At 43.9% G+C, this 22724-nt stretch carries 20 protein-coding genes; 6 read left to right on the plus strand and 14 right to left on the minus strand.

Going from position 1 to position 22724, the window contains the following annotated elements; genetic code table 11:
* Positions 1-167: 167 nt before the first annotated feature.
* Together RT064_RS08855 and purL are read right to left on the minus strand one after the other, a co-directional pair.
* On the minus strand, positions 168-863 hold the full coding sequence (locus RT064_RS08855) for a YceI family protein (protein WP_313062914.1): 696 nt from the start codon (positions 861-863) through the stop codon (positions 168-170).
* A 289-nt stretch (positions 864-1152) separates the two neighbouring features.
* On the minus strand, positions 1153-5160 hold the full coding sequence (gene purL, locus RT064_RS08860; protein ID WP_313062916.1) for a phosphoribosylformylglycinamidine synthase: 4008 nt from the start codon (positions 5158-5160) through the stop codon (positions 1153-1155).
* Positions 5161-5505: 345 nt separating this feature from the next.
* Between purL and RT064_RS08865 the strand changes: the two genes are divergently transcribed.
* A complete protein-coding gene (locus RT064_RS08865; RefSeq protein WP_101964568.1) occupies positions 5506-6012 on the plus strand; it encodes a pyridoxamine 5'-phosphate oxidase family protein in 507 nt (168 codons plus the stop codon).
* A gap of 124 nt (positions 6013-6136) precedes the next feature.
* Here RT064_RS08865 and pgsA read toward each other — a convergent pair whose 3' ends face one another.
* Positions 6137-6811 carry a CDP-diacylglycerol--glycerol-3-phosphate 3-phosphatidyltransferase gene (gene pgsA / locus RT064_RS08870; RefSeq protein ID WP_159675725.1) on the minus strand — a complete coding sequence of 225 codons (675 nt, stop codon included), beginning with the start codon at positions 6809-6811 and terminating at the stop codon, positions 6137-6139.
* Between the two features lie 803 nt (positions 6812-7614).
* Here pgsA and RT064_RS08875 point away from each other — a divergent pair.
* The 5 genes from RT064_RS08875 to RT064_RS08895 are packed head-to-tail and all read left to right on the plus strand — an operon-like array spanning position 7615 to position 11944.
* Positions 7615-8424 carry an ABC transporter substrate-binding protein gene (locus RT064_RS08875; protein WP_313062918.1) on the plus strand — a complete coding sequence of 270 codons (810 nt, stop codon included), beginning with the start codon at positions 7615-7617 and terminating at the stop codon, positions 8422-8424.
* Between the two features lie 53 nt (positions 8425-8477).
* On the plus strand, positions 8478-10601 hold the full coding sequence (locus tag RT064_RS08880; RefSeq protein ID WP_313062920.1) for an Hpt domain-containing protein: 2124 nt from the start codon (positions 8478-8480) through the stop codon (positions 10599-10601).
* A gap of 44 nt (positions 10602-10645) precedes the next feature.
* On the plus strand, positions 10646-11008 hold the full coding sequence (locus tag RT064_RS08885; protein WP_313062921.1) for a response regulator: 363 nt from the start codon (positions 10646-10648) through the stop codon (positions 11006-11008).
* 1 nt (position 11009) lies between these two features.
* A complete protein-coding gene (locus RT064_RS08890; RefSeq protein ID WP_313062940.1) occupies positions 11010-11456 on the plus strand; it encodes a chemotaxis protein CheX in 447 nt (148 codons plus the stop codon).
* A gap of 41 nt (positions 11457-11497) precedes the next feature.
* Positions 11498-11944 (plus strand): chemotaxis protein CheX, encoded by a 447-nt coding sequence (locus RT064_RS08895; protein ID WP_135889445.1) that lies wholly within the window; start codon positions 11498-11500, stop codon positions 11942-11944.
* 255 nt (positions 11945-12199) lie between these two features.
* Here the strand turns inward: RT064_RS08895 and RT064_RS08900 are convergent, their stop codons facing one another.
* The 11 genes from RT064_RS08900 to RT064_RS08950 all read right to left on the minus strand — a co-directional run bounded on the left by RT064_RS08900 (position 12200) and on the right by RT064_RS08950 (position 22547).
* Positions 12200-12937: a sulfite exporter TauE/SafE family protein gene (locus RT064_RS08900; RefSeq protein WP_313062922.1), complete on the minus strand. Its 738-nt coding sequence runs from the start codon at positions 12935-12937 to the stop codon at positions 12200-12202.
* Between the two features lie 40 nt (positions 12938-12977).
* A complete protein-coding gene (locus RT064_RS08905) occupies positions 12978-13469 on the minus strand; it encodes a molybdenum cofactor biosynthesis protein MoaE (RefSeq protein WP_313062924.1) in 492 nt (163 codons plus the stop codon).
* Positions 13470-13506: 37 nt separating this feature from the next.
* Positions 13507-13770, minus strand: coding sequence for a molybdopterin converting factor subunit 1 (gene moaD, locus RT064_RS08910; RefSeq protein WP_219332019.1), 264 nt, complete (start codon positions 13768-13770; stop codon positions 13507-13509).
* A complete protein-coding gene (gene moaC, locus RT064_RS08915) occupies positions 13757-14254 on the minus strand; it encodes a cyclic pyranopterin monophosphate synthase MoaC (protein WP_313062926.1) in 498 nt (165 codons plus the stop codon). The genes moaD and moaC overlap by 14 nt, the downstream gene beginning before the upstream one ends.
* Positions 14255-14382: 128 nt before the next feature.
* Positions 14383-15387, minus strand: a complete 1005-nt coding sequence (moaA, locus tag RT064_RS08920; protein ID WP_313062928.1) for a GTP 3',8-cyclase MoaA — start codon at positions 15385-15387, stop codon at positions 14383-14385.
* A gap of 2 nt (positions 15388-15389) precedes the next feature.
* Entirely contained in the window at positions 15390-16676 is a 1287-nt protein-coding gene (locus tag RT064_RS08925; RefSeq protein WP_313062941.1) for a molybdopterin molybdotransferase MoeA, read from the minus strand.
* Between the two features lie 7 nt (positions 16677-16683).
* On the minus strand, positions 16684-17373 hold the full coding sequence (locus tag RT064_RS08930; RefSeq protein WP_313062929.1) for a nucleotidyltransferase family protein: 690 nt from the start codon (positions 17371-17373) through the stop codon (positions 16684-16686).
* Positions 17357-18451, minus strand: coding sequence for an XdhC family protein (locus RT064_RS08935; protein ID WP_313062930.1), 1095 nt, complete (start codon positions 18449-18451; stop codon positions 17357-17359). The genes RT064_RS08930 and RT064_RS08935 overlap by 17 nt, the downstream gene beginning before the upstream one ends.
* Before the next feature lie 21 nt (positions 18452-18472).
* Positions 18473-20896 (minus strand): molybdopterin cofactor-binding domain-containing protein, encoded by a 2424-nt coding sequence (locus RT064_RS08940; protein WP_313062932.1) that lies wholly within the window; start codon positions 20894-20896, stop codon positions 18473-18475.
* Positions 20893-21936 (minus strand): FAD binding domain-containing protein, encoded by a 1044-nt coding sequence (locus RT064_RS08945; RefSeq protein WP_313062933.1) that lies wholly within the window; start codon positions 21934-21936, stop codon positions 20893-20895. The genes RT064_RS08940 and RT064_RS08945 overlap by 4 nt, the downstream gene beginning before the upstream one ends.
* Complete coding sequence (locus RT064_RS08950) at positions 21933-22547, minus strand: 2Fe-2S iron-sulfur cluster-binding protein (protein WP_313062935.1); 615 nt, start codon at positions 22545-22547, stop codon at positions 21933-21935. Before RT064_RS08950 ends, RT064_RS08945 begins: the two co-directional genes overlap by 4 nt.
* Between the last annotated feature and the right edge of the window lie 177 nt (positions 22548-22724).

The following is a 22724-nucleotide window of genomic DNA, read 5'->3' on the forward strand; positions in this document are numbered from 1 at the left end:
TTATTATTAGTTGTTAAAAATTGCATTGGTTTGAACATTTTAACTTATCAATTGCATCAAGCTGTGCAAAAAGTGTTAGCAAATTTCAGTATTTGTGAAAGTATCTATCGTAAAAACGTAAAAAAGCCAATGCGTTAACATTGGCTTTTGGATAACGCTAAGCAAGCTTATTGTTGTACCGCTTCAACTTGGATGTTGAGTTTAACGTCTTTAGCAAAACCCATTTTGACATAGGTATCCATGCCCCATTTGGTACGGTCAATGGTAGTCTCAAAATCACCGCCACATACTTGCGCATTTTTCAGCATTGGGCTGTTGTAGCAATTAAATTTAGTGGCTTTTAAGCTAACTGGGTTGGTTTTACCCAATAGCGTCAAGTTACCGTCAACTTTCGTTACTTTGCCATTTTTGAAATGGAATTTGGTTGATTTAAAATTAGCCGTTGGGTATTTTTCTGCGTTAAAGAATTCAGCTGATTTTAAATGGTTGGTAAAATGTTCGTTACCCGTGTCAAGGCTATTGATAGGAATATCAACATTGATGCTGCCAGTATTTTTGGCTGGGTTGTAGTTCAAGTCACCCGTTACGCCGTAAAAACCACCTTGGTTGGTCGTTGTACCGAAGTGGTCAATCGCAAAACGTACATTGGCGTGGTTTGGGTCTAGTTTATAGCTGGTGCTATTGCTTGGCTTAACTTTTTCTACTTTGGCGGTTTTAGGCGCTTTTGTGACCGCTGCAGGTTGAGCCGCGGTTTCGCCAACTTTTTGCGTTTCACCGTTTTGCGAGATAACCAATTCTGCATTGGCAAATTGTGTGGCTAACAACGCTGTGATAGTGGCAGTGGCTAAAAGTTTGCTATTCATAGGATTTTCCTTGATATATTATAAAAACTGTGTGGGCTTACAAGACATTGTTAATGAAACTTAACTTAGTCTATGTAGGATTAAGTTATTATAACATATCTCTTTCCCTTGTTATCGTGTATTGTTTGTAAATTGTTGCTAGTGTTTGACCGAGCCAAGGCTTTTATTGTGACAGCCTTTATTGCCCAGCCTTTATCGCCTTAGTCGGGTTAGGTTACGTCATTAAAAAAGGACAGCTTTTGCCATCCTTTTTGTAAAAAATCAACTACGTTAACTTTCATCTTAATTTTTATCTTAAGAATGCCCGAGCATTTCTAAACATCCGCATCCACGCCCCGTCATTGTCCCAAGTTTCAGGTTTCCAGCTGTGGTTGTACGCCATCAAATTGCGCTCTGGGTGTGGCATCATCAAAGTCACACGCCCATCGGTGCTACAAATCCCTGTCACCCCTTGCGGTGAGCCATTTGGATTGAGCGGATAATGCTCGGTTGGTGTGCCGAGACTGTCCACATAACGCATCACAATTTGCCCATGTGCACTCATCCCTGCGATATCGGTATCACTCAACGTAGCAAAGCCTTCGCCATGTGCTACCGCAATCGGTAGAATGCTCTCTTGCATGCCTTTTAACAGCACCGACTTGGTACGTTCAATTTTCACATTCACCGTGCGTGCTTCAAACCGCGCCGATTTATTGGCGATAAAACGGGGGAAATTCTCTGCGCCTGGTATCAAGTCTTTAAGCTGGCTCATCATCTGACAGCCGTTACACACGCCAAGCGAGAAGGTTTCTGGTCGGGTAAAGAATCGCACAAATTGCATGCGTAATTCGTCATGGAACAGTACCGATTTTGCCCAGCCAGCACCAGCGCCAAGCACATCGCCATAACTAAAGCCGCCACAAGCCACGAGCCCGTCAAAGTCACGCAAGTTGACACGCCCTTTAAGCAAGTCACTCATATGCACATCGACGGCTTCTAGCCCTGCGCGTTTAAAGCCTGCTGCCATTTCTAGCTGACCATTCACGCCTTGCTCACGCAAAATGGCGACTTTGGGCTGTGCGCTGCGGCTATTGATATACGGGGCTTCAATCGCTTGGTTGAGATCATAATTGGCTTGGGCAATTAAGCCTTGATGGGATTTATCACCAATCAAATCAAAGGCCTGTTGTACGCATTCGGGGTTGTCACGGTTTTTGGCGATATGGTAGCCGACTTTGCTCCATTCTTGCTCAAGCTCGCTACGCTCAAAACGTAAATTTTGCGTGGCTGTTTGGATGAGTAAACTGTCTTCATCGGTGCTTTGACCGACTAGGCTTAACAACTCGCTGACGCCTGTGGTTTCGGCAAGCGCTAGCAATTGAGCCACCTGATGGGTTTTAACTTGAATCACCGCACCGAGTTCCTCAGCAAACAATTGACCGAGTAAATTATCATCAGATAACACCAATTTTACGCCTTGGCGACTGGTGAATTGCATCTCAGCAATGGTGGCAAGCAAACCGCCATCACCAATGTCATGATATGCGGTGATTAAGCCTTGGTTGTTGGCTTGCTGGATAAAGTCAAAAAAGTTGATTAAATCTTGCGGATTATCCAAATCTGGGCAAGTATCACCCAGTTGGCTTAGGGTTTGGGCAAGGATTGAGCCACCCAGTCGGAACTGACCTTTTGATAAGTCTAAGCGATAAAAAGCGGTTTCGCCAAGCGCTGAGCTGGTTAGCAATTCTGGGGTTAAGGTTTTGGTGACATCTTGCACAGGGGCAAAGGCAGTGATAATGAGCGACATAGGTGACACCACAGATTTGTTTGCTTGCTCATCTGACCAATTCGCCCGCATCGACAAGCTGTCTTTACCCACAGGAATGGCAATGCCAAGTGCCGGACAAAGCGCTTCGCCCACGGCATACACCGCATCAAATAATGCTTGGTCTTCTTTGTCTTCGCCACAGGCTGCCATCCAGTTCGCCGACAAGGTAATGTCTGATAGCTTGGCGATATTCGCCCCTGCGATATTGGTAATGGCTTCGGCAACGGCAAGGCGCGCAGATGCGGCAGGATTAATCAAAGCAACTGGGGTACGCTCGCCCATACTCATGGCTTCTCCTGTCATCGGTTTGCCATCCACAGGGAGGAGAGCAGAAGCGGTAACGGCACAGTCTGCCACTGGCACTTGGTAACGTCCAACATATTGGTCACGTACTACCATACCCGTGATGGAACGATCGCCAATGCTGATTAAGAAAGATTTACTGGCAACTGTTGGGTGACGCAGCACGTCTTTGACAGCTTCAGCCAAATCGACTTTATCAAGGTCTAACGCTGTCAAATTTGGCGTGCTACGGCTAAAGCTACGCTGCATTTTTGGCGTGCCACCGAGTAGCACTTGTAGGGGCATATCGACCGGTTGTTGGTCGCCTTTGGTGTTGAGTAGTGGGTCATTGACCACCAACTCACGCACGTCAGTCGCTTCACCCAAAATCGCATACGGGCAACGCTCGCGCTCACAGATACTATCAAATAGTTCACGGCTTTGTGGACGGATTGCCAACACATAGCGCTCTTGAGCTTCATTTGACCAAATCGCCATTGGCGACATACCATGCTCAAGCGACGGCACTTTACGCAAGTTTAACACCGCCCCAAGTTCGTGGTCATTCACAAGCTCGGGCATGGCGTTTGACAAACCCCCTGCCCCCACGTCATGAATCGACACAATCGGATTGTTATCTTCATCTGGCTGGTTTCCTGCCATCGCCCAACAGCGGTCAATGACTTCTTGACAGCGGCGTTCCATCTCGGCATTGTCACGTTGCACTGACGCAAAATCCAAGCCTTCATCAAGCTCACCACTATCCACCGAACTTGCCGCGCCACCGCCCAAGCCGATTTGCATGGCAGGACCGCCTAGCACAATCAGCAAATCGCCTTGCTGAATCGGATTTTTTTCGACCAAATTGCGTTTGATATTACCGTAACCACCGGCAATCATAATGGGTTTGTGATAGCCCCGCATTTGGCTGCCATCTTGGTCTTTTGAGGTATCCAATTGGAATGAGCGAAAATAACCGACCAGATTTGGACGACCAAATTCATTGGAAAACGCCGCACTACCAAGCGGTGCTTGGGTCATGATTTCTAATGCGGAAGCCATACGCGCGGGCTTGCCGTAGTCAGCCGTCGAGATTTTTCCGCTGTGCTCCCACTTTTCTGGCATATTAGGCAGCTGCAAATGCGACACATGGAATCCTGCCAAGCCTGCTTTGGGTTTACCACCACGACCTGTCGCGCCTTCGTCACGGATTTCACCGCCAGAACCTGTTGCCGCGCCTGCATACGGTGCAATCGCCGTTGGGTGATTGTGGGTTTCGACTTTCATCAAGATATCAATCGGCTCTTGGTGAAAATCGTATACTAAATGATTGTTGTCGCTGTTTAATAGCGGATAAAAACGCTGTCCTTCATGCCCTTTTACCACCGCGGCATTGTCTTTATAGGCAGACAAGATATCGTTGGGATTTTGCTCGAAGGTATTTTTAATCATGCCAAACAGAGATTTTGGCTGTACTTCCCCATCAATCGTCCATTGCGCATTAAAAATCTTGTGACGGCAATGCTCCGAGTTGGCTTGGGCAAACATCATGAGCTCAACATCGGTCGGATTGCGCTTCAGCTCATTCACGTAGGCATCCATCAAGTAGTCAATATCTTGGCTCGATAACGCAAAACCAAACTCACGGTTCGCCGACTCTAACGCCTCACGCCCTTTGCCCATCACATCGACATGGTTGAGCGGTGCTGGCTCGTGGTCATCGAATAAGTGGTGAGCCTTTGCCAAGTCATAAAATAGGCTTTGGGTCATGCGGTCGTACAACATCATCTCGATATCATGCGGTAGCTTTTCAGGCAAATTTTCGCCGATGAGCGTATACACCACCAAGCGCTCAACACGGTCAATCGCTATCTCACAATTATTAAAAATATCCGTCGCTTTACTTGCCCAAGGGCTAATCGTACCAAAACGTGGGCTAACGATGATTTGCAGCGCCTCTTGGTTTTCATTTTGATTCTCACCTTGGTTTTCATCTTGGCTTGCTTTATTAAGCGCGATTTCGTCACCGTGATTGAGCAAATCTACCGCTTTTTTATAGTCGTGTTCTGCCAAATCTTTAGAAAAAATATAAACTTGCTGGCTTTTTAAGTGAGTGATTTTGAGATTGGTTTTTTGGCTAAGGGAATTTAGCAGTTTGGTGGTTTGAAAGTCGGTTAAAAATGGGTGTCCAGCGATGATAGTCATAGAAAGTTCCGCTTGCTTCGGGAAAAGTTGGGAAAATAACAGAAAAATTTGCGGCTATTATAGCATTAAACCCACGGGCGTATCACTTGTCTTGATGGCGATAGGCTGTGATTTCACCCTGTGTTTTTCTAAACTGCATATCAACTGCGTTACCTTGCAATAACATCGTTAACGGTTTTATACCAATTATTTGCAGCTTTTCGACAGACTTAAACAACAAAAGCCGATATTATCGTCTAAGTTAACGACTTTAACTTTTGACGTAACTTTTTTGCAAGTTAGTAATAAATTTTTTAGCATTAACTTTGAGACGTATAATAACCCTATAATAATAAGGACATTCTCATGGCAGATCTCACCAAAGAGCAACATATTGAAAATATTAATAAAGTGATTAAAGGCGTCAAATATGCAATGATGACCACCATTACTGCAGACGAAAAACATTTACATGCGTGCCCAATGACCACCAATAAAAATGAATTAGAAAATGGTAAAATTTGGTTTATCGGCGATCGCAAGTCAGAAACTATCAAAGACTTGGAAAAAAACCCACAAGTCAACTTATCTTATACCTCAAGCGACCAAAAAGACTTTGTATCTATCAACGGTACGGCTAAGTTGGTTAATGACAAAGCCAAACTAGATGAGCTTTGGAGCCCAATTTATGCGGCGTTCTATGAAAAAGGTAAAGAAGATCCTAATGTGCAAGTGATTTGTATTGAATGTAACGGCGCACAGTATTGGTTAAGCGGTAACACAGTGGTGGATATGTTTAAAATGGTAGCCGCCGCTGCCCAAGAAGGAAAAACCGCAGAAAATCTGGGTGAAAACCATTCCGTGACGTTTTAATGCTTTGCGTTAAAAAGTACAACCTCAGTTTTTTAACTGGGGTTTTTTATGGTAAATTTTGAACTAACAATTTTTTAAAATAATCCATTTTTTTAACGTCATTAGCTTTATTTAAAGTTATCGATTAAGGCTGTTTTAGATAGGGCCATGCCGCTTTTAGATAAATAAACATTGACCATAACGTCAACACCACTGAAATGACCAATAGTAAATACCCCGTCATCTCAAGTGATTCCCAATTGAGCAGTAACACCGTAATAGCCACCATTTGAAAAGTAGTTTTCATCTTGCCCACGTATGACACTGCAACGCTGGTACGATTGCCCAGCTCTGCCATCCACTCACGCAGGGCTGAGACGGCAATCTCCCGTGAGATGATAACAATCGCTGAAATCGCCATGACAATATCAGGATGCCACTGTACCAAGATAATTAGTGCGGCAGCAACCATCAGTTTATCCGCCACAGGGTCAAGAAACCGCCCAAATGCCGATGTCATATTGAGCTTGCGAGCAAAATAGCCATCTAACCAATCGGTAATTGCCGCCAAAACAAATACAGCCGTCAATAAAAAGTGGCGTAGTAGGCTATCGCTAAACTGGTACATGCCGATGTTGGCAATCGCATTGTCACTAATGGCGCTCTGCCCAATCCCCATCGCAGGCGGCCAATAAGCAATCGCCACAAACAGCGGAATCATTACGATGCGCGCAATGGTCAAGTTGTTGGGCAAGTTAAAAATACTGCCCGAGGCAACAGGGGGATGGGCTGTCTCGTCGGTCACTGGCTTATCAGTCATAGGATTTTTCGTTCATTATTGTTGTAGGGCGCGGCGTAACGCTAATTTTAGTTGAAATAATTATAACGGTTCTCAAAGTAATGTCATTATTTTTTGCCCATAATGCTAGTTTTTGACTTACTTTTCAACAATTAAGCCGCGTTACCGTATTGATTTTATGGTATTTTTTACTAAATATGTCATTGTATAAAAAACACTTCAAAAGTAACAAGGTGTAATTAGCTAGTCAAAAATTTAGACTTTTGTTGCTATGATAACGTCCGACAACGAAATAATAATAACAATAAGACTTATTTCGCTATTAGCAAACTTTGCTGTTGTCAGGTGATTGAAATTTGACTATTTTGTACCCAATTTATTAATCATAGCGTATCAACTTGCGAATTTTTTTATCAATTTTTTATTATATAGTGATTGGAAAATTTTGATAAACCGCGTTTATTGTCAAAAATTTTCAGACTTTTAAACTTACTTGTGCTTTTCCTCAGCCCATTGCTCACCTCCTGCAATGGGTTTTTTTTATGGTACAAGCGGTGGCATGAGTGAATGCTGCAATTAATCCCCTCTTTTTGGTTACCATCTTATCTAGTACTTTTTCTAGCAATCGATAACATTTCTAAGATAACGGTAGGCTATATATTTAAATATATCACTTATCAAATTCAAAAATTTTTCTAGCACGCTATATAAATTTTTGGAATATTAATATAAAATCTCAAAATTTTTAACACTATGTTGATATTTGTATATTTTTTGTAAATATTCAATTAATGTTATCTTCAGAATCATGGAGTACATCGAAGATGCAGACACTTTTTTTCAAAAGAAATTTATTTATGGTATTGGGTGCATTGAGCTTTATATTAACAGGTTGCGACGATAAACAAGCAGCGCAAGACCTGGATAAGTCTAAAGCAGAAAGTCAATCACAAGGGAAAATTTACAAAGTAGCAGTCACTAGTAGCACACCACCCTTTGCATTTATGGATGAAAAAGGGACTTCAATCGGTATGGATATCGATATTTTAAATGAAATCGCCAAAGTTGAAGGGTTCAAAGTACAGTACTTTTCAACCTCATGGGACGGTATGTTTGAAAGTATTGATAAAAAAGATGCCGATATTGCTGTTTCAGGTATCTCCTATAAAGATGAGCGAAAAGCGAAATATGGGCTATCCAATTCTTACTACTTCAATCCGTCAGCCATGGTCTACCTCACCGATAAGAACAATTACCAAACTATCGCTGATTTAACAGGTAAAAAAGTTGCCGGTAGATTAAGCGCTAACGGTAAGTCTTTTTTATATGCCAAAAAAATATCGGGCGATCAAGCAGTATTTGACAAAACGCCCTACCTTATTTTTAGGGCAGTAATCAAAGAAAATGCAGATGCCGCCATCTATGACCAACCTGTACTACGCTATATTGCTAAAAAGTTCCCACAATATAAGGTGAATGTTGTCCCGTTAGAAAAAGAAGATGACCCTACGACACAGACAGTGATAGTTACTTCAAAATCTAATCCAGAATTATTAAATAAAATTAATGATGGTATTCAAAAGCTACAGCAACAAAATAAGCTCGCTGAAATCGAGAAGAAATGGATTAATTAGTGCTTGTCAGATAACTATTACTTTCTAAAATTTTATTCATAGGAAACGCATCAATGTCTTCACCGATTAATGAACAAAATACCGATAAACGCTATCAAAGCTTAATTATCTCTATCGGTCTATTCCTAACACTGATTGGCGCTTTATTGGCTTTCACTTTTTATACCTCAAGTATTCTACAAAAAAATACCCGTACCATCGCCCTATCCAACCAAATAGCCAATGATGCGCAAGCGGTTATCAAAGACTTATTTGACATGCAAAATAGCTATGGGGAAGAAATCACCTCGCCGCACGTTACCACAGTATTAAAAAGGCTCAAAGATAACAGTGCCCGTATCGAAACATCATTGACCACCCTTGAAAAAGGCGGCGTAGTCGCTGATAAATCTGGTAAACAATACACGCTGCCTACTATTGAAGACACACAAATTCTAAAAAATGTGCAGCAAACCCGTCAGGAGTGGAACCAACTTAAACCTAAAGTAGATGATTATTTAGGCGTTGCCGGTGACATTGAAAAAGACTCTTTAACAAGCTTATCGATGGCAGGTGAACAAGCTAAAACATCAAGCCTTGCCATGAATGATTCGTTGGACAAACTTACCATATCCGTATTTAACAACGCAGAATCTCAAGCAAATATCATCCGACTGATTCAAGCGGTTGGTATCGCTATTATTCTTGGTTATTTTGCCATCTTTATTTTCTTCTTTGTTCGTCGTCTGCGTGATGCCGATGCGTTAGCGCTTGCTGCTCAAAAAGAAACGCAAGATATCATGAGTAACGTCAATACAGGCTTATTTTTGTTAGACAACGATCTCAATATTGGTCAACAGTACTCTGCTCACCTTGAAAACATCATTGGCGAAAAAGACATTGGCGGCAAAAACCTCTCTACCCTACTACAAAATAAAGTCTCGGCCAAAGACCTAGAAACCACCCAGGGCTTTGTGAAGCAGCTTTATAACCCGAGAGTGAAAGAAAAGCTTATTGATGATTTAAATCCCCTCAAAAAAATCATGCTCAGCAATCAAAAAAACCAAAACCGATTTTTGGATTTTAAATTCTCTCGTGTTTATCATCAAAAGGCCATCGATAAAATTTTGGTGAACGTGCAGGATATTACCAATCAAGTACGTCTTGAACAGCGTCTTGAGCAAGAACGCGCACAAAACGATTTGCAAATTGAAATGCTAACCACAATTTTAAATGTCAGCCCAAAAATTATTACTGAGTTTATTACCAATACTCGACAAAATATCAATGATATCAATGAAGTTCTTAAAACCCCAGGTAGTAGCCAATCAGAGCTACAAGAAAAACTGAACCGCATGTACCGTGTGATGCACAGCTTAAAAGGTGAAGCCTCATCGCTTAGCCTGCATAGTTTTACGGTGATAGCGACAAACTTTGAGGAAAAACTAAAAGCCTTACAACATAAGAGCGACTTGGTAGGTAACGACTTTTTGCCATTGACCATTCACTTAGAAGAGTTATTAAATCTGTCTAATACCATTGACGCCTTGGGTCGTCGTATTAATCATAATAGCGCTGATACGAATGCTGTGAAAAATGGCAATGGTGCAGAGACAACTCATCCCAGTCCTGCTACCAAAGGCATGAATGAGTTTTACCAGCAATACGCTGATAATATTGCTACACGCCAAGGTAAACAAGTTGCTTTAAAAGCAACCGGTTTTAATGATCTTCACTTATCGCGTGACATAGAAAGCAGTTTGAAAAAAATTGTCATTCAATTAGTACGCAATGCCGTGGTTCATGGGATTGAAACGCCCGACGCGCGTGCTGCAGCAGGCAAGTCTAACCTAGGTAACATCAACCTATCTTTATTAGATTTGGCAGAGTCTTATAAGCTAACTATTGAGGATGATGGCGCAGGCATTAATTTTCCTGCAATCAAAGAAAAAGCTATTCAAATGGGTTATAGCCCAGAGGATGTCAATGGCTGGTCAGAACAAAAATTGATTACATTACTATTTAAATCAGGCTTTAGCACCAAGGACACCACAGATGAAGATGCGGGACGTGGCGTTGGTTTAGATATCATCAAAGAAGATATTCAGCTATTACAAGGTCAATTAAATGTCGATACCAAAAGGGGGCAATTTACACGCTTTACCATTCGATTGCCAAAAAACCCTACAGCCGAGTAATAACTTTAACCCTTTTATCTTATTAATCATGTAGGAAAAAAAATATGTATCGCTTAATGATTGTCGATGATTCCAATATCATACGAAACCGCATTCAACGCCTTTACAACTCTGATACATTTTCGTTGGTTGCTACGGCAACCAACGGCGATGACGCGGTAGAAAAATTCAAACTATATAAACCAGAAGTTATCACTATGGATTTAACTATGCCACAAATGGACGGGCTTGAATGTATAGAAAAGCTTGTTAAATTAGACCCTGGGGTAAGAATTCTTGTGGTATCTGCCCTATCAGATAAAGCAACTGGGATTAAAGCACTTGAATTAGGGGCGAGTGGGTTTTTATGTAAACCCTTCTCAGAGGAAGAACTTGTTGAAGCGTTGGATGAATTGGTGAGTGACTAATATGGTTGAAAAAGATATTCAGATATTTATCGATAGCGTCACCCATTATTTTAACCAACTAAAAAACGGTGACATAACCATTGACACGCCTTATCTCAATGTCAATCATAGCCCAATTATTAGTGACTATACAGGGGTGATTGGCATTAGTGGCAACAATCAAGGCTTGGTGTATTTTACGGCACCCAAGTTGCTGCTTGAACAGATACTACAAAGTATGGGAGAGACTGACCGTAATGACAGTAACCTGTTTGACTTAGTTGGCGAGGTTGCCAATACAATTGCTGGTAATGCGCGTAACCATTTTGGTCCAGCATTTAATATTTCAGTCCCTTTTGTTTTTAGCGGACAACCTAACGCGGTACTATTTCCGAAAAATAATCATTCATTGATTATTTCAATAAACTGGCATGATCAACAAGCCGCGATTGTGGTTTATTTGCAGTAAAATTTTATAAAACGCGTATATTTAGATAAGTTGAATTATTTATGAAAGCTGAAAAACTACAGGTATTTATTGATTCAGTCATTAATTTTTTTAAACAAATTAATACCGATGCTGCTGAAGTAGATACCCCCTATATTAATAGCAACGATAACCCACTTGCCTATGACTTTAGCGGCATTATTAATATCACAGGCCCCATGGAAGGTATTGTCTATGTGAGCTCAGAGACCCCCATGTTACGTAATATTCTACATATTATGGGTGAGCCAGATACCTCTATTACATTGCTTAAAGACTTAGTAGGTGAAATCGCCAACACCGTGTCAGGTAATGCGCGCCGCGAGTTTGGATCAGAATTTATTATCTCACCACCCATCATTGTAGAGGGTGCACCCTCGCAAAATTACTTACCCAAAGGTAGACGCTCTTATATTATTCCTGTAAGTTGGGACAAATATAAAACCATCATTGGGATTTCTTTAAATTAATTGATAAATTATATGATTGATCGACATTCCTGCTTGAACACTCAACTAGCTTGTTTCATCAGAACACTTGTGAGTTGAACAATAAACACCGCTTAGATAAGGTTAGCTGAGAATTGACGTGAATTTGCATGATTTCACATGATATAGAAGGCTAAAAAAAGCGGTCAAGTGTCGGGGCTCGGTTCAAATTAACTGAGGCCCATCTCGCATTTTTTAGGTTGGTACTAGAGGCAGCAGTTGGGGTCTACCTAACCGTCAAAAATTTGCCAGCATTTTCATCCCTGCAATGACTAATACCAGAGATAATAATTTATTGAGCATGGGGTCGGCAAGGCGTTTGCTACCATACGTTGCGCCAATAAAACCCCCTACACAAACCGCTACAAGCCAGATTGGTAGTTGATTTGGCAGTTTTGCCCCTGTCGATAACACACCAAACAAGCCTGAAATTGAATTCACCAAAATAAACCCCGACGCTACGCCTGCGACAACTTTAGGGCTTGCCCAACGGTTAAACAATAAAATTGGACTTAAAAACACGCCACCGCCCACTCCTGTCAATCCCGACAGCAGCCCTAAAACTGCCCCCACGATTGCCAAAAGCCATTTTGACACCTGTTTTAATGGTTGCTCGCTGGTGAGTTTTTTGGCAAAGATAAATGAATAAATAGCCGAAAAAATCAGTACCGTCCCAACAATCGGCTTATATAAATGACTGGGCAAATGGGTCATTCCCCCGATAAACGCCATCGGCACCGCGGTAATAGCAAGGGGAATAAAAATTTGCCAAGAAAAGTTTTTTGCAGAATAAAATCGCCAAAACGCAATGATTGACACCAAAATATTAAGACATAGCGCAGTAGGTTTCATCATACTTGGCGCAACGCCGACTAACCCCATCATCGCAAGATAGCCCGATGCACCGCCATGCCCGACTGATGAATAGAGCAAGGCAGAAATAAAAAACAGCACGCTTAATACGGTAGTTGTCATTGCTTATTCACTATTACTCTTATTCACCATTACTAAAGTATTAACCATTATTAGAAAGCCACAGACTCTCAGTGCTGTCGGCATAAAATTCTTGTTTCCACACAGGAATATCCGCTTTAATCGCATCCAGTAGCCAACGACACGCATCAAACGCAGGATAACGGTGGGCAGCCACTACCCCAATCCACACCGCCATCTCACCAATCGCAAGGTCGCCAACACGGTGTATGGCAATGGCGTTTTCGATGTCAAACTGGGCTTTGGCTTGTTCAATCAGTTTTTTGCCTTGATTGAGTGCCAGCTGCTCGTAGCCGTAATAAGTGAGTTTGCTAACAGGGCGAGCGTTGTTGTGGTTACGCACCCAGCCTTCAAATGTCGCTAACGCCCCACAAGTATCGCTCATTAAGGCGTGTTTAAGCCGTCTATCGTCAATGGCTCGGTCAGTCAATGCAAAGCCGCTAGTAATCACGGTTTGGTAAGCTTGGTCTTCACTGCTGCTAATGGTGGATGAGCCTCGATGCAATGCATTCATGGTTTTCTCTATATTTTTTAGAGGGTGTATGCGATATTCAACCGCCCGCTACAGGCGGAATAAACGCGACGATATCGCCATCTTGGAGCGGCGTTTGCCAGTTGGCAATATGGTGATTGATTGCCACGGCAAGTTTGGTTTGGGCGAGTTTAAAACCGTAGTGGGCACTTAACGTTTGGTAAAGCTCGGTCAAGTTATCACCGTCAAAGCGGATTGTTTCTTCGTCTTTCCCTGCTTGTTCAGCAAGGCTTGCAAAGTATAAGATGGCTAAATTTTTCTCAGACGCGCTAGGTGTTGGCATAGTCGGATTTGCCCCCTGTTTTGGTGAGTAGCTTGATATTGTTAATGGTGATGTCGTGAGATAATGCTTTGGTCATGTCATAAATCGTTAGGCAAGCCACCGACACAGCGGTTAAGGCTTCCATTTCCACGCCTGTTTTGTGGGTGACTTTGACAGTAGCAGTGACGTGGATTGAGCAGTTGTTATCATCATACTCAAAGCCGATTTTCACACCATCGAGTGGCAGCTGGTGGCAAAGCGGAATTAGCTCGTGGGTGCGTTTGCTTGCCATGACCCCTGCGATATGCGCGGTCTGGGTGATTGAGCCTTTTTTGGTGATGCCGTCGGCGGATTTTATTATTTGGTAACTGTCGCTAGGGAAAATGACTTGCCCTACGGCGGTGGCGGTGCGTTGGGTTATCGCTTTGCCCGACACATCGACCATGGCAATATCGCCGTGTGCGTCTAAATGTGTCAGGTCTAAGGGAGTTAATTGTGTTGTCATGTTTCGGATTTTCACCCCTCAAATGTGGCACAACATTATAGCGACGTGTACGGTTATCAAGCTGCGCTTAAATGAGTAAATTTTTCTTAAATTTGCCCATTTTATATTTTCAAAAAACCCGTCATCGATTAGCCGCCAATCATCGACAAATTCGCCATGATACCACTGTCGTTTTGCTTGAGTAAATGATGCTCGGGCTTAATCGGCATTAAGCTTTGCAAGGCATGAACCAATCCATCGACATCGCCATTTGCCAAAAACGCTCGCACATCATAACTGCCATTATCAAACAAACACAAATGTACTTTGCCTTGGCTACTCACTCGCAGGCGGTTACAACTGTCGCAGAACTGCGGGGCATAAGGCTCAATCAGCCCAATGCCACCGACATAATCGGCATGGCGATATTCAATCGCAGGGCCTGCATCGCTTGCTCGACGTTGGGATTGCCAACCATTTTCTAGCAAAAAATCTTTGATACGCTGACCACTGCTATGTTGGGCAAAAAACAAAGCTTTATTATCCGAAGTTTGCATAAACTCAATAAAACGGTAAGTGACAGGGCGATTTTTGACAAAGCTTAACACGGATTGCAAGTTATCAAAGGCGGTGTCTGCCATCAAAATACCGTTGAGTTTTAGCTTAATATCGGTGGTTGCTAGCAATGTATCGATGTCTTGTAACAGCGTTGGCAATATATCAAAGCCGGTGATTTGTTTAAAAATGGCGGGGTCAAAGCTGTCAATACTGATGTTAAGCTGATTTAGCCCTGCTGTTTGCCAGTCGGATAAATGCTTGGCAAGCCGATAGCCGTTGGAGCTAACCGCCACTGTTTGGATACCTTGGGTCTGCTTGGCAAGTTCGATGATGTGCGGTAAATCTTGTCGAATCGATGGCTCACCCCCCGTCAGCCGCACTTTGGTGGTACCTAGTTTGGCAAAGGCTTGTATTAAAACACCGATTTCGGATACAGAAAGCTCGTTGTCAGGGCGTTTACCCGCGTTGGCAGTATAGCCATCTGGCAGACAGTAGTGACAGCGAAAGTTACAAAAATCGGTAATCGACAGGCGTAAATAGCTTAACTGGCGATGAAAATTGTCCACCAAGTTTAATGAAGAATGTTGCGGAGTCATCGTTAGCTAAAATTCCAACTAAACGGCTGCACTGTCACTATTTCGCCTGCTTTTACCCCTGCATTGTCTTTGGGTAATACAAGCAGGCAATTGGCGTGGCTAAGCTGTTTTACACGGTGGGAGTCTTGGGCAGATAAAGGGGTTACGCTAAAACTGCCGTCTTCATTTTGGCAAAAAATCGCTCGCTGATAATCTTGGCGTCCCGCTCGCTTGTTGATGTCGTGGGTGGTTTTGGCAAACAGTTGCAGCGGTTTTGGGATATCTGATTGTATCACGCCCGATAGTTGCCACAGCGCGGGTTGGACAAAATTAAGGCAGCATACCACGGTAGATAGCGGATTGCCAGGTAACCCAAAATACATGACCGTTTTTTTGTCTTGCGCAAATTCCCCAAATATAAAAGGTTTACCTGGTTTCATCGCCACTTTGTAATGGTGAATTTTGCCGAGCGCCTGAATGACTTGGGTTAAAAAATCATAATCGCCCACCGATACACCCGCCGTAGAAATAATCACATCACATTCGGCTATCGCTTGCTGAACCGTACGGCGAGTGGTCTCAAGGTTGTCAGGGACAATGCCATAATCTTGAATGGCAATCGGCAACTGCTTTAATAACGCTTTTAGCGTGGGCGTGTTGGAATTATAAATTTGGGCAAGCGTTGCCAGCGGCTGCCCCACCTCGACCAGCTCATCGCCAGTGGCAATAATACCAACCGTGAGTGGCTGAAATACCTGCACGCTATCCACGCCTAAATTGGCAAGTAAGCTGATATCACTGGGGTTTAGGCGTTTACCAATCGTTAAAACAGTTTCGCCTGCTTGCACTTCCTCGCCTTGGCGGCGAATATTTGCGCCCACCTTAGCGGTTTGGGTCAAGCGAATGTGATAGGCTTGGCTGTTATCCAAACTGGGCTGAATGTCGCTAAGGTTAGTGTCTTCCTGCATCACCACCGTGTCGCAGTCATTTGGCACCACCGCGCCGGTAAAAATTCGCACGCCTTGATTGGGTCGTAAACGACCGTTAAAAGGCTTGCCCGCCCCCGATTCACCGATGATTTCAAGTTGACTATCCTTGTCAAAATAGCTACCCATAGCAATCGCAAAACCATCCATGGATGATAGATTTTGGCGGGGAATATCAAAGGATGCGGCAATATCTTGGGCTAAAATGTGGTTTTGCGCCTCCAATAAACCCACTGTTATCGTCTTTATTTCGCCCAGACGCGACGTTAAATAGTTCTCTAGGCGCGCATTAATCGCTTGTTTTAGTTCATTGACAGAAATCATCATTATCTCAATTAAAATGTTGGGTCGGCGCTAAAAGGTGATAGGCTGTTTTTAGCTGTTCAAATTGCGCTAAGGTATCAATATCTTGGCTTAAATGCGTCAGCGGTATCGGATAAAGCTGATAAACCTTACTATCGGCGGGCGAAACGATAGTAGTTTGATGTTGCCATAACGCCCGAAAACCCTTATCGCCTTGCAACTGATGCCCAAATGCTCGCAAAAAACCCCAAGGTAAATTGACGGGAATCCCCCAAATTGGTCGATTGTTATCACCATACTCACTCACAATCAGCTGGTGGTCTTCAACCTTTTGGCTTAATAGACTCAAATCATCGAGGGTTATCGCCACTTGGTCAACAGTCAAAAACAAAGTCCGCATCGTAGCACTTACTAACTGTTGTTGTAAGGTTGTCATTGCATACTGAATCGATTGCGCCATCCCTGTTTGCGGCGTGGGATTATCGACGACTGTGACGTCAAATGGTGCAACTTCGTTGTATAACGCTTTAGATATTGGGTTATCAAGTTTTGGCAATACCACCAACACTTGATGAGGCTGCAATTGGCGTGCCAGTTGAATTTTTTCAGCCAGCAAGGTTTGATGATTTTTTACAATCAGCTGTTTGGCAAAACCAAGACGCTGACTCAATCCTGCCGCCAAAATCACCACAGTTAAATTGCTAGGATTGACGCTCATGATATACCTGTTGAATTTGGGCAGTGATAGATAAAGCCACCGCTTCAGGCGTATCGCCACCGAGTGCTAAACCTACAGGATAGAACAAATTAGCAGGTTTCACCCATTGATAACCATCATCAATCTCACCAAGCAACTGCTCAGTGCGATAGGTTGGCCCTAATTGCCCAATAAAAAAAGGCGAGTTTTGGGCTTTAAAGGCTTGGCTGAGCCATACTCTGTCTTGACTCAGACTATGGGTCATTATCACCACAGCGGTCGGCTGTGGTGACTCAAAAAAAGTCTGCACAGACTCGGCTTGCTCGAGGGCAATCTGTACAAAATTGGCATGAGCCTGCCCACGATAACGGGCAATCACATCCAAACGACTATCAATCACCGTCACCTGCCAGCCTTGCAAATTTGCCATGGTCGTCAAGGGTAAACAATCTTGCCCCGCGCCGAAAATTAATAACTGTAGCGGCGGTTGTAGCGTTTCTACAAAGACGCTTAGTTGTTGCGATTGTTTTTGATAAACATGCAGCATAAAACGACTTTTACGGCTGGCAGCGATTTGATTAACCAATTGCCAATCTTGCTGACCCATTTGCGGCAACTGTGTCAAAGGCAGATGCTGTCCAACTACAAACTCATCTGAGTTTGAGGTGATAACTGTAGCCAGTGTTTGTGGCTGTTTTGTCTGTTTTAAGCACTGGAAACAGGCAAATAATACAGATTGTTCATTCAAAACCAGACGTTCAAATAATACTTGAATGACGCCTTGACAGCCGAGCCCAAAGCCTTCTTGCTCATCACTGTCATCGACCGCCTCATCTTGTGATAACTGGCTATCGGTTGCGGTATGATAGGTTTTGAGCGTTGCCCCATATCTGGTGAGCCAAAAGGCTCGCTGTACCAAGTGCTTTTCAAGACAACCGCCACTCACCATGCCTATGGATTGACCATCGGCTAAAATCAACATTCTGGCGCCAGGTTGCCGATAGGCTGACCCTTCGACACTTACCACTGTGGCTAGTACCGCCTCACTGTTGGGCGGTAACTGCTCAAGGGTATCAAAAATATCAAACAAGTGGTTCATAGCAAATGGTAGTGTACCCGATTACAGTAATGGCAACTGGTACAGCAGTTTATCCAAAGTAATGGGATAGTCTCGTACTCTGACACCTGTAGCATTAAAAATCGCATTGGCAATGGCTGCCCCTGCCCCTGATAATGCCAATTCGCCTATGCCTTTGCTATGAAGCGGATTGGCATAGGGGTCAGTTTCGGGTAGCATTATTACCTCTAAGTCAGGCACATCAGCATTCACACACACTTGATATTCGGCTAAATCGTGATTACATAGACGACCGTCACGTTTGTCATGGTGAATTTGCTCCATCAAGGCTGCCCCTATACCAAACACCATACCACCAAAGCACTGCGAGCGCGCTGTTTTTTCGTTTAAGATACGCCCTGCGGCAAATGTGCCTTGCATACGGCGAACCCGAATTTCACCCGTTACCCGGTGTACCGCGACTTCAGCGAACTGTGCGCCATAGCCTGCGTGGCGGTACTCTTTTTTGGTTTTACCAGGTTCGATTTCACCATTAGCTACCAAGCCATGAGGGGCATATTGCTGTAAAAAACTGCTCAACGGTAACTGGGTATCGACTTGTTCCCAATCGAGTACATTATCTTGGTGGTCCACAGAGACCTCAGAACTAAGCCCTGTTTTTTCTACTAGTTTATCCAACGTATCAGTTAACGTATGGTTAATTTTTTCGCCAATTTTTTCAGCTAGGCTAGGGTCATGCTCAAATTGTCTATATAGATTGCCTTGTTTAAAGCCAATGCTATCAGCATGCAGCCCTACACTCTGGGCAATCTTTTCTCGTAGCGCTTCACACGCCAGATAAATAGAACTACCAGCGCTTGATGCTCCCCAGCTACCGCCTGACCCTGCAGCAGGCGGCAGATCGGTATCGCCAAGTTTGACCTCGACATGGTCAATCGGTAAGCCCAGCATATCAGCAACCACTTGCGCAAAAATAGTATAGCTACCGGTACCGATATCAGTCATGTCAGTTTCGATACGAGCCATAACCCCAAGCGGTTTGTCAGAGGGCAACAGACTCACACGGGCTTGCGAAGGTTTTAATTCGTTGCTACGCGCGGCGCAAGCCATCCCATAGCCAATCAGCCAATCGCCATCGAGGCGACTCGCGGGCGTCTGTGGGCGTTTATCCCACCCAAAGGCTTTTGCCCCTTGCTCCATACAAGCCAGCAATTTTCGGGTGCTGTAGGGAATTTTTTTGCTTGGGTCTTCGCTCGGTTCATTACGTTTTCGCAGTTCAATTGGGCACAGCTTTAATGCATGCGCCAGTTCGTCCATGGCACATTCGAGTGCCAACTGACCCACCGCTTCGCCAGGGGCACGCATAGAGCCTGTTAATGTAAAATTCATGCGCGCCATTTCGTATTTGATTTGGCGATTGTCACCGCCATACAAAAAGTGGGTAGAGACCGCCACTGGCTCAAAAAACGTTTCTGACGGTAAATTGGTGACAATGCTATTATGAATAATGGTATGGATTTTACCATCTTTATCTGCCCCCAATGCCACCCGTTGTTCGGTGTTGGTGCGTCTCACGGTAGTTTCCATGACTTGCGGTCGGGTCATGTTCACAAGTACCGGGCGTTTTAAGTCTTTAGCCGCAATGGCTGCCATCACCGACTCGGGTGAAATACCCAGTTTTGAGCCAAACCCGCCACCAACATATGGCGATAGCAAACGGACATCGTCTTCGGGTATATCTAAGGCTTTGGCAAGTTGTATTTTGGAAGAGGCAAGCATTTGGTTAGAAGTATGAAGGGTTAGCTTACCCTCAAACCAACGAGCCAACGAGCTGTGCGGTTCCATCGGCATGTTACTTTGGCTTGGCGTGGTATAAGTCACATCGACTCTGACTTCTGCTTGCTTAAGCGTTTTTTCAGGTTTGCCAATGTCATCACTTTTATCGGTTACCCAATCGATAAATTGGGTATGTTTTTTTTGCTTGTTAAAGTCAAAATGCCCGTGTTTTTCATCATTTTCATAGTCAATCTGTAACGCCTTCGCGCCTTCTTGAGCCGCCTCTAGGGTTTCTGCAACCACCAAAGCAATCGGTTGTCCATGATAAAAAACCTCGCTTGTGCCTTGCACAGGTGCCATTTTGACACCCCCTTGTTGCGGGTTGCGTAAAAATAGCGGGTCATGAAACACCCCAATCACACCTGCAACTTGTAAGGCGGTATCTTTATGTACTTTTTTTACCTTGCCTTTACCAATGGTTGCACCTACCATGACACCGTGACACAAGTCGTCAAATTGGTGCTCAGCAGTATACGTGGCTTTGCCTGCGACTTTTAGGTGTCCTTCGATACGGCTCAGTGGTTTGCCAACAAGTTTGCTATCGGTCGTATCTAGCCGTGACTCAACAGGCTTGTCCATGGTCAGTTTTTTTTCAAGGGGCGATTCGCCAAAAATTTGTGTTAGGCTCATGCACTCACTCCACTACTTAAAGGACTTGATTGATTGGGTTGTTGTAACGCCCGCTGCACAACATGGTGTAAAAGACGCTGTACCAGCACGGTCTTGTACTCGGTTTGTTCATCGGTTTTTGCTTCTTTGAATAGGGTCGCCACCGCAAGCTCAATACTCACCGCATCGCCTGTGCTGCCGATCAGTATTTTTTCAATGTCGGTGTTTCGCCAAGGCTGACTGCCAATACCGCCAAATGCAAGTCGCACATTGGTAAGTGTATCATTATCATGCTCAATCACAGCAGCGACGGACACCAAAGCAAAGGCATACGACGCACGGTCACGCACTTTGTCATAACTATGCACGCCTTTTAAAGGTGGCGGTAGAATGATATGGGTAATCAAATCACCTAAATTCAAACAAGTTTCAATATGGGGGGTTTGCTCAGGTAAGCGATAAAATTCAGCGATAGGCACTTGGCGGGTTTGCCCGTCGGCTTGCTGGATAACAATGACGGCATCGAGTAACCGCATTGCCACCGCCATATCCGATGGATGGGTGGCAATACACTGCTCGCTTGTGCCTAAAATTGCTAAGTTCTGATGAAGACCTGCTTTTGCCCTGCAGCCAGAATTAGGCTCACGCTTATTACACGGACTATCAGGCTGATAAAAATAGTAACAACGGGTGCGCTGTAGCAGATTGCCACCGGTACTGGCTTTGTTGCGTAGTTGCGGCGATGCACCCGATAACAAGGCACGGGCAAGCACCGCATAATCTTGACGAATAACAGGGTGAGCCGCTAATTCACTATTACTAACCATAGCGCCAATTTTTAACCCACCTTCTGGCGTGGTTTCAATTGTATTAAGCGGCAAACGTGAAATATCAATCAGCTGTGTTGGCTGTTCGATTTCCAGTTTCATCAAATCAAGTAAATTGGTACCCCCAGCGATAAAAAACGGACGCTGCGCCTCAGCCAAATCCCCCTCAGTTAATGTGGCTATTTTGATTGCGTCATCCACTGAGTTGGCGCGCTGATAATCAAAAGTTTTCATAGCGACACTCCTGTAGCCTGAGTAGCGGCTGTCTGAGCTGTCTGAGTAGTTACCTTATCTGTCTCTGCCGAAAAACCGGTTTCTTGTAATACTTGTTTGATAGCTCGCACGATGTTGGGATATGCCGAGCAGCGACAAATATTGCCACTCATACGCTCAGAGATTTCTTTATCCAATTGTTGTTTAAATTGCACTGTATCGTTTGATAAAGGCTGCATCAAATCCGCCGACACATGACTTGCCCAGTTTTGGCGTAGCTCTTCAATCATCGCTTTGGTCGAGCAAATTTGCCCAGGCGTACAATAACCACATTGAAAGGCATCATGTTCCAAAAACGCTTGTTGAATCGGGTCAAGCGCTTCAGGTGAGCCAATGCCTTCAATGGTCTCGATGTTATCGCCCTCATGCATGACCGCCAGGGTCAGACAGCTGTTGACCCGCTGACCGTTAATCAGCATGGTACACGCGCCACACTGACCGTGATCACAGCCTTTTTTGCTGCCAGTCAAGCCAAGATGATTGCGACAGACATCTAGCACCGTGGTGCGTACATCTAGATTCGTCAACGTATGTTGTTGCTGATTGATAGTAAGTGTTAAGGATTGTGGCATAAAGTTGCTTCTCGTCTAGTTGTTATGGGTTTATTGGTAAGTGTGTTATCTAGGATTGACGCATGTTATTAAAATGGTTTCTAAAAATTCGCTACGCCTTTACTATGCAAGGACGATGGTAACATTAGGTTGTGTTGAACATTCAAAGCTTCAGCCAATGATAAGCAAAGGCTAGAG

It is taken from the genome of Moraxella sp. CTOTU49097 (assembly GCF_032064105.1).
GTDB lineage: Bacteria > Pseudomonadota > Gammaproteobacteria > Pseudomonadales > Moraxellaceae > Faucicola > Faucicola osloensis_B.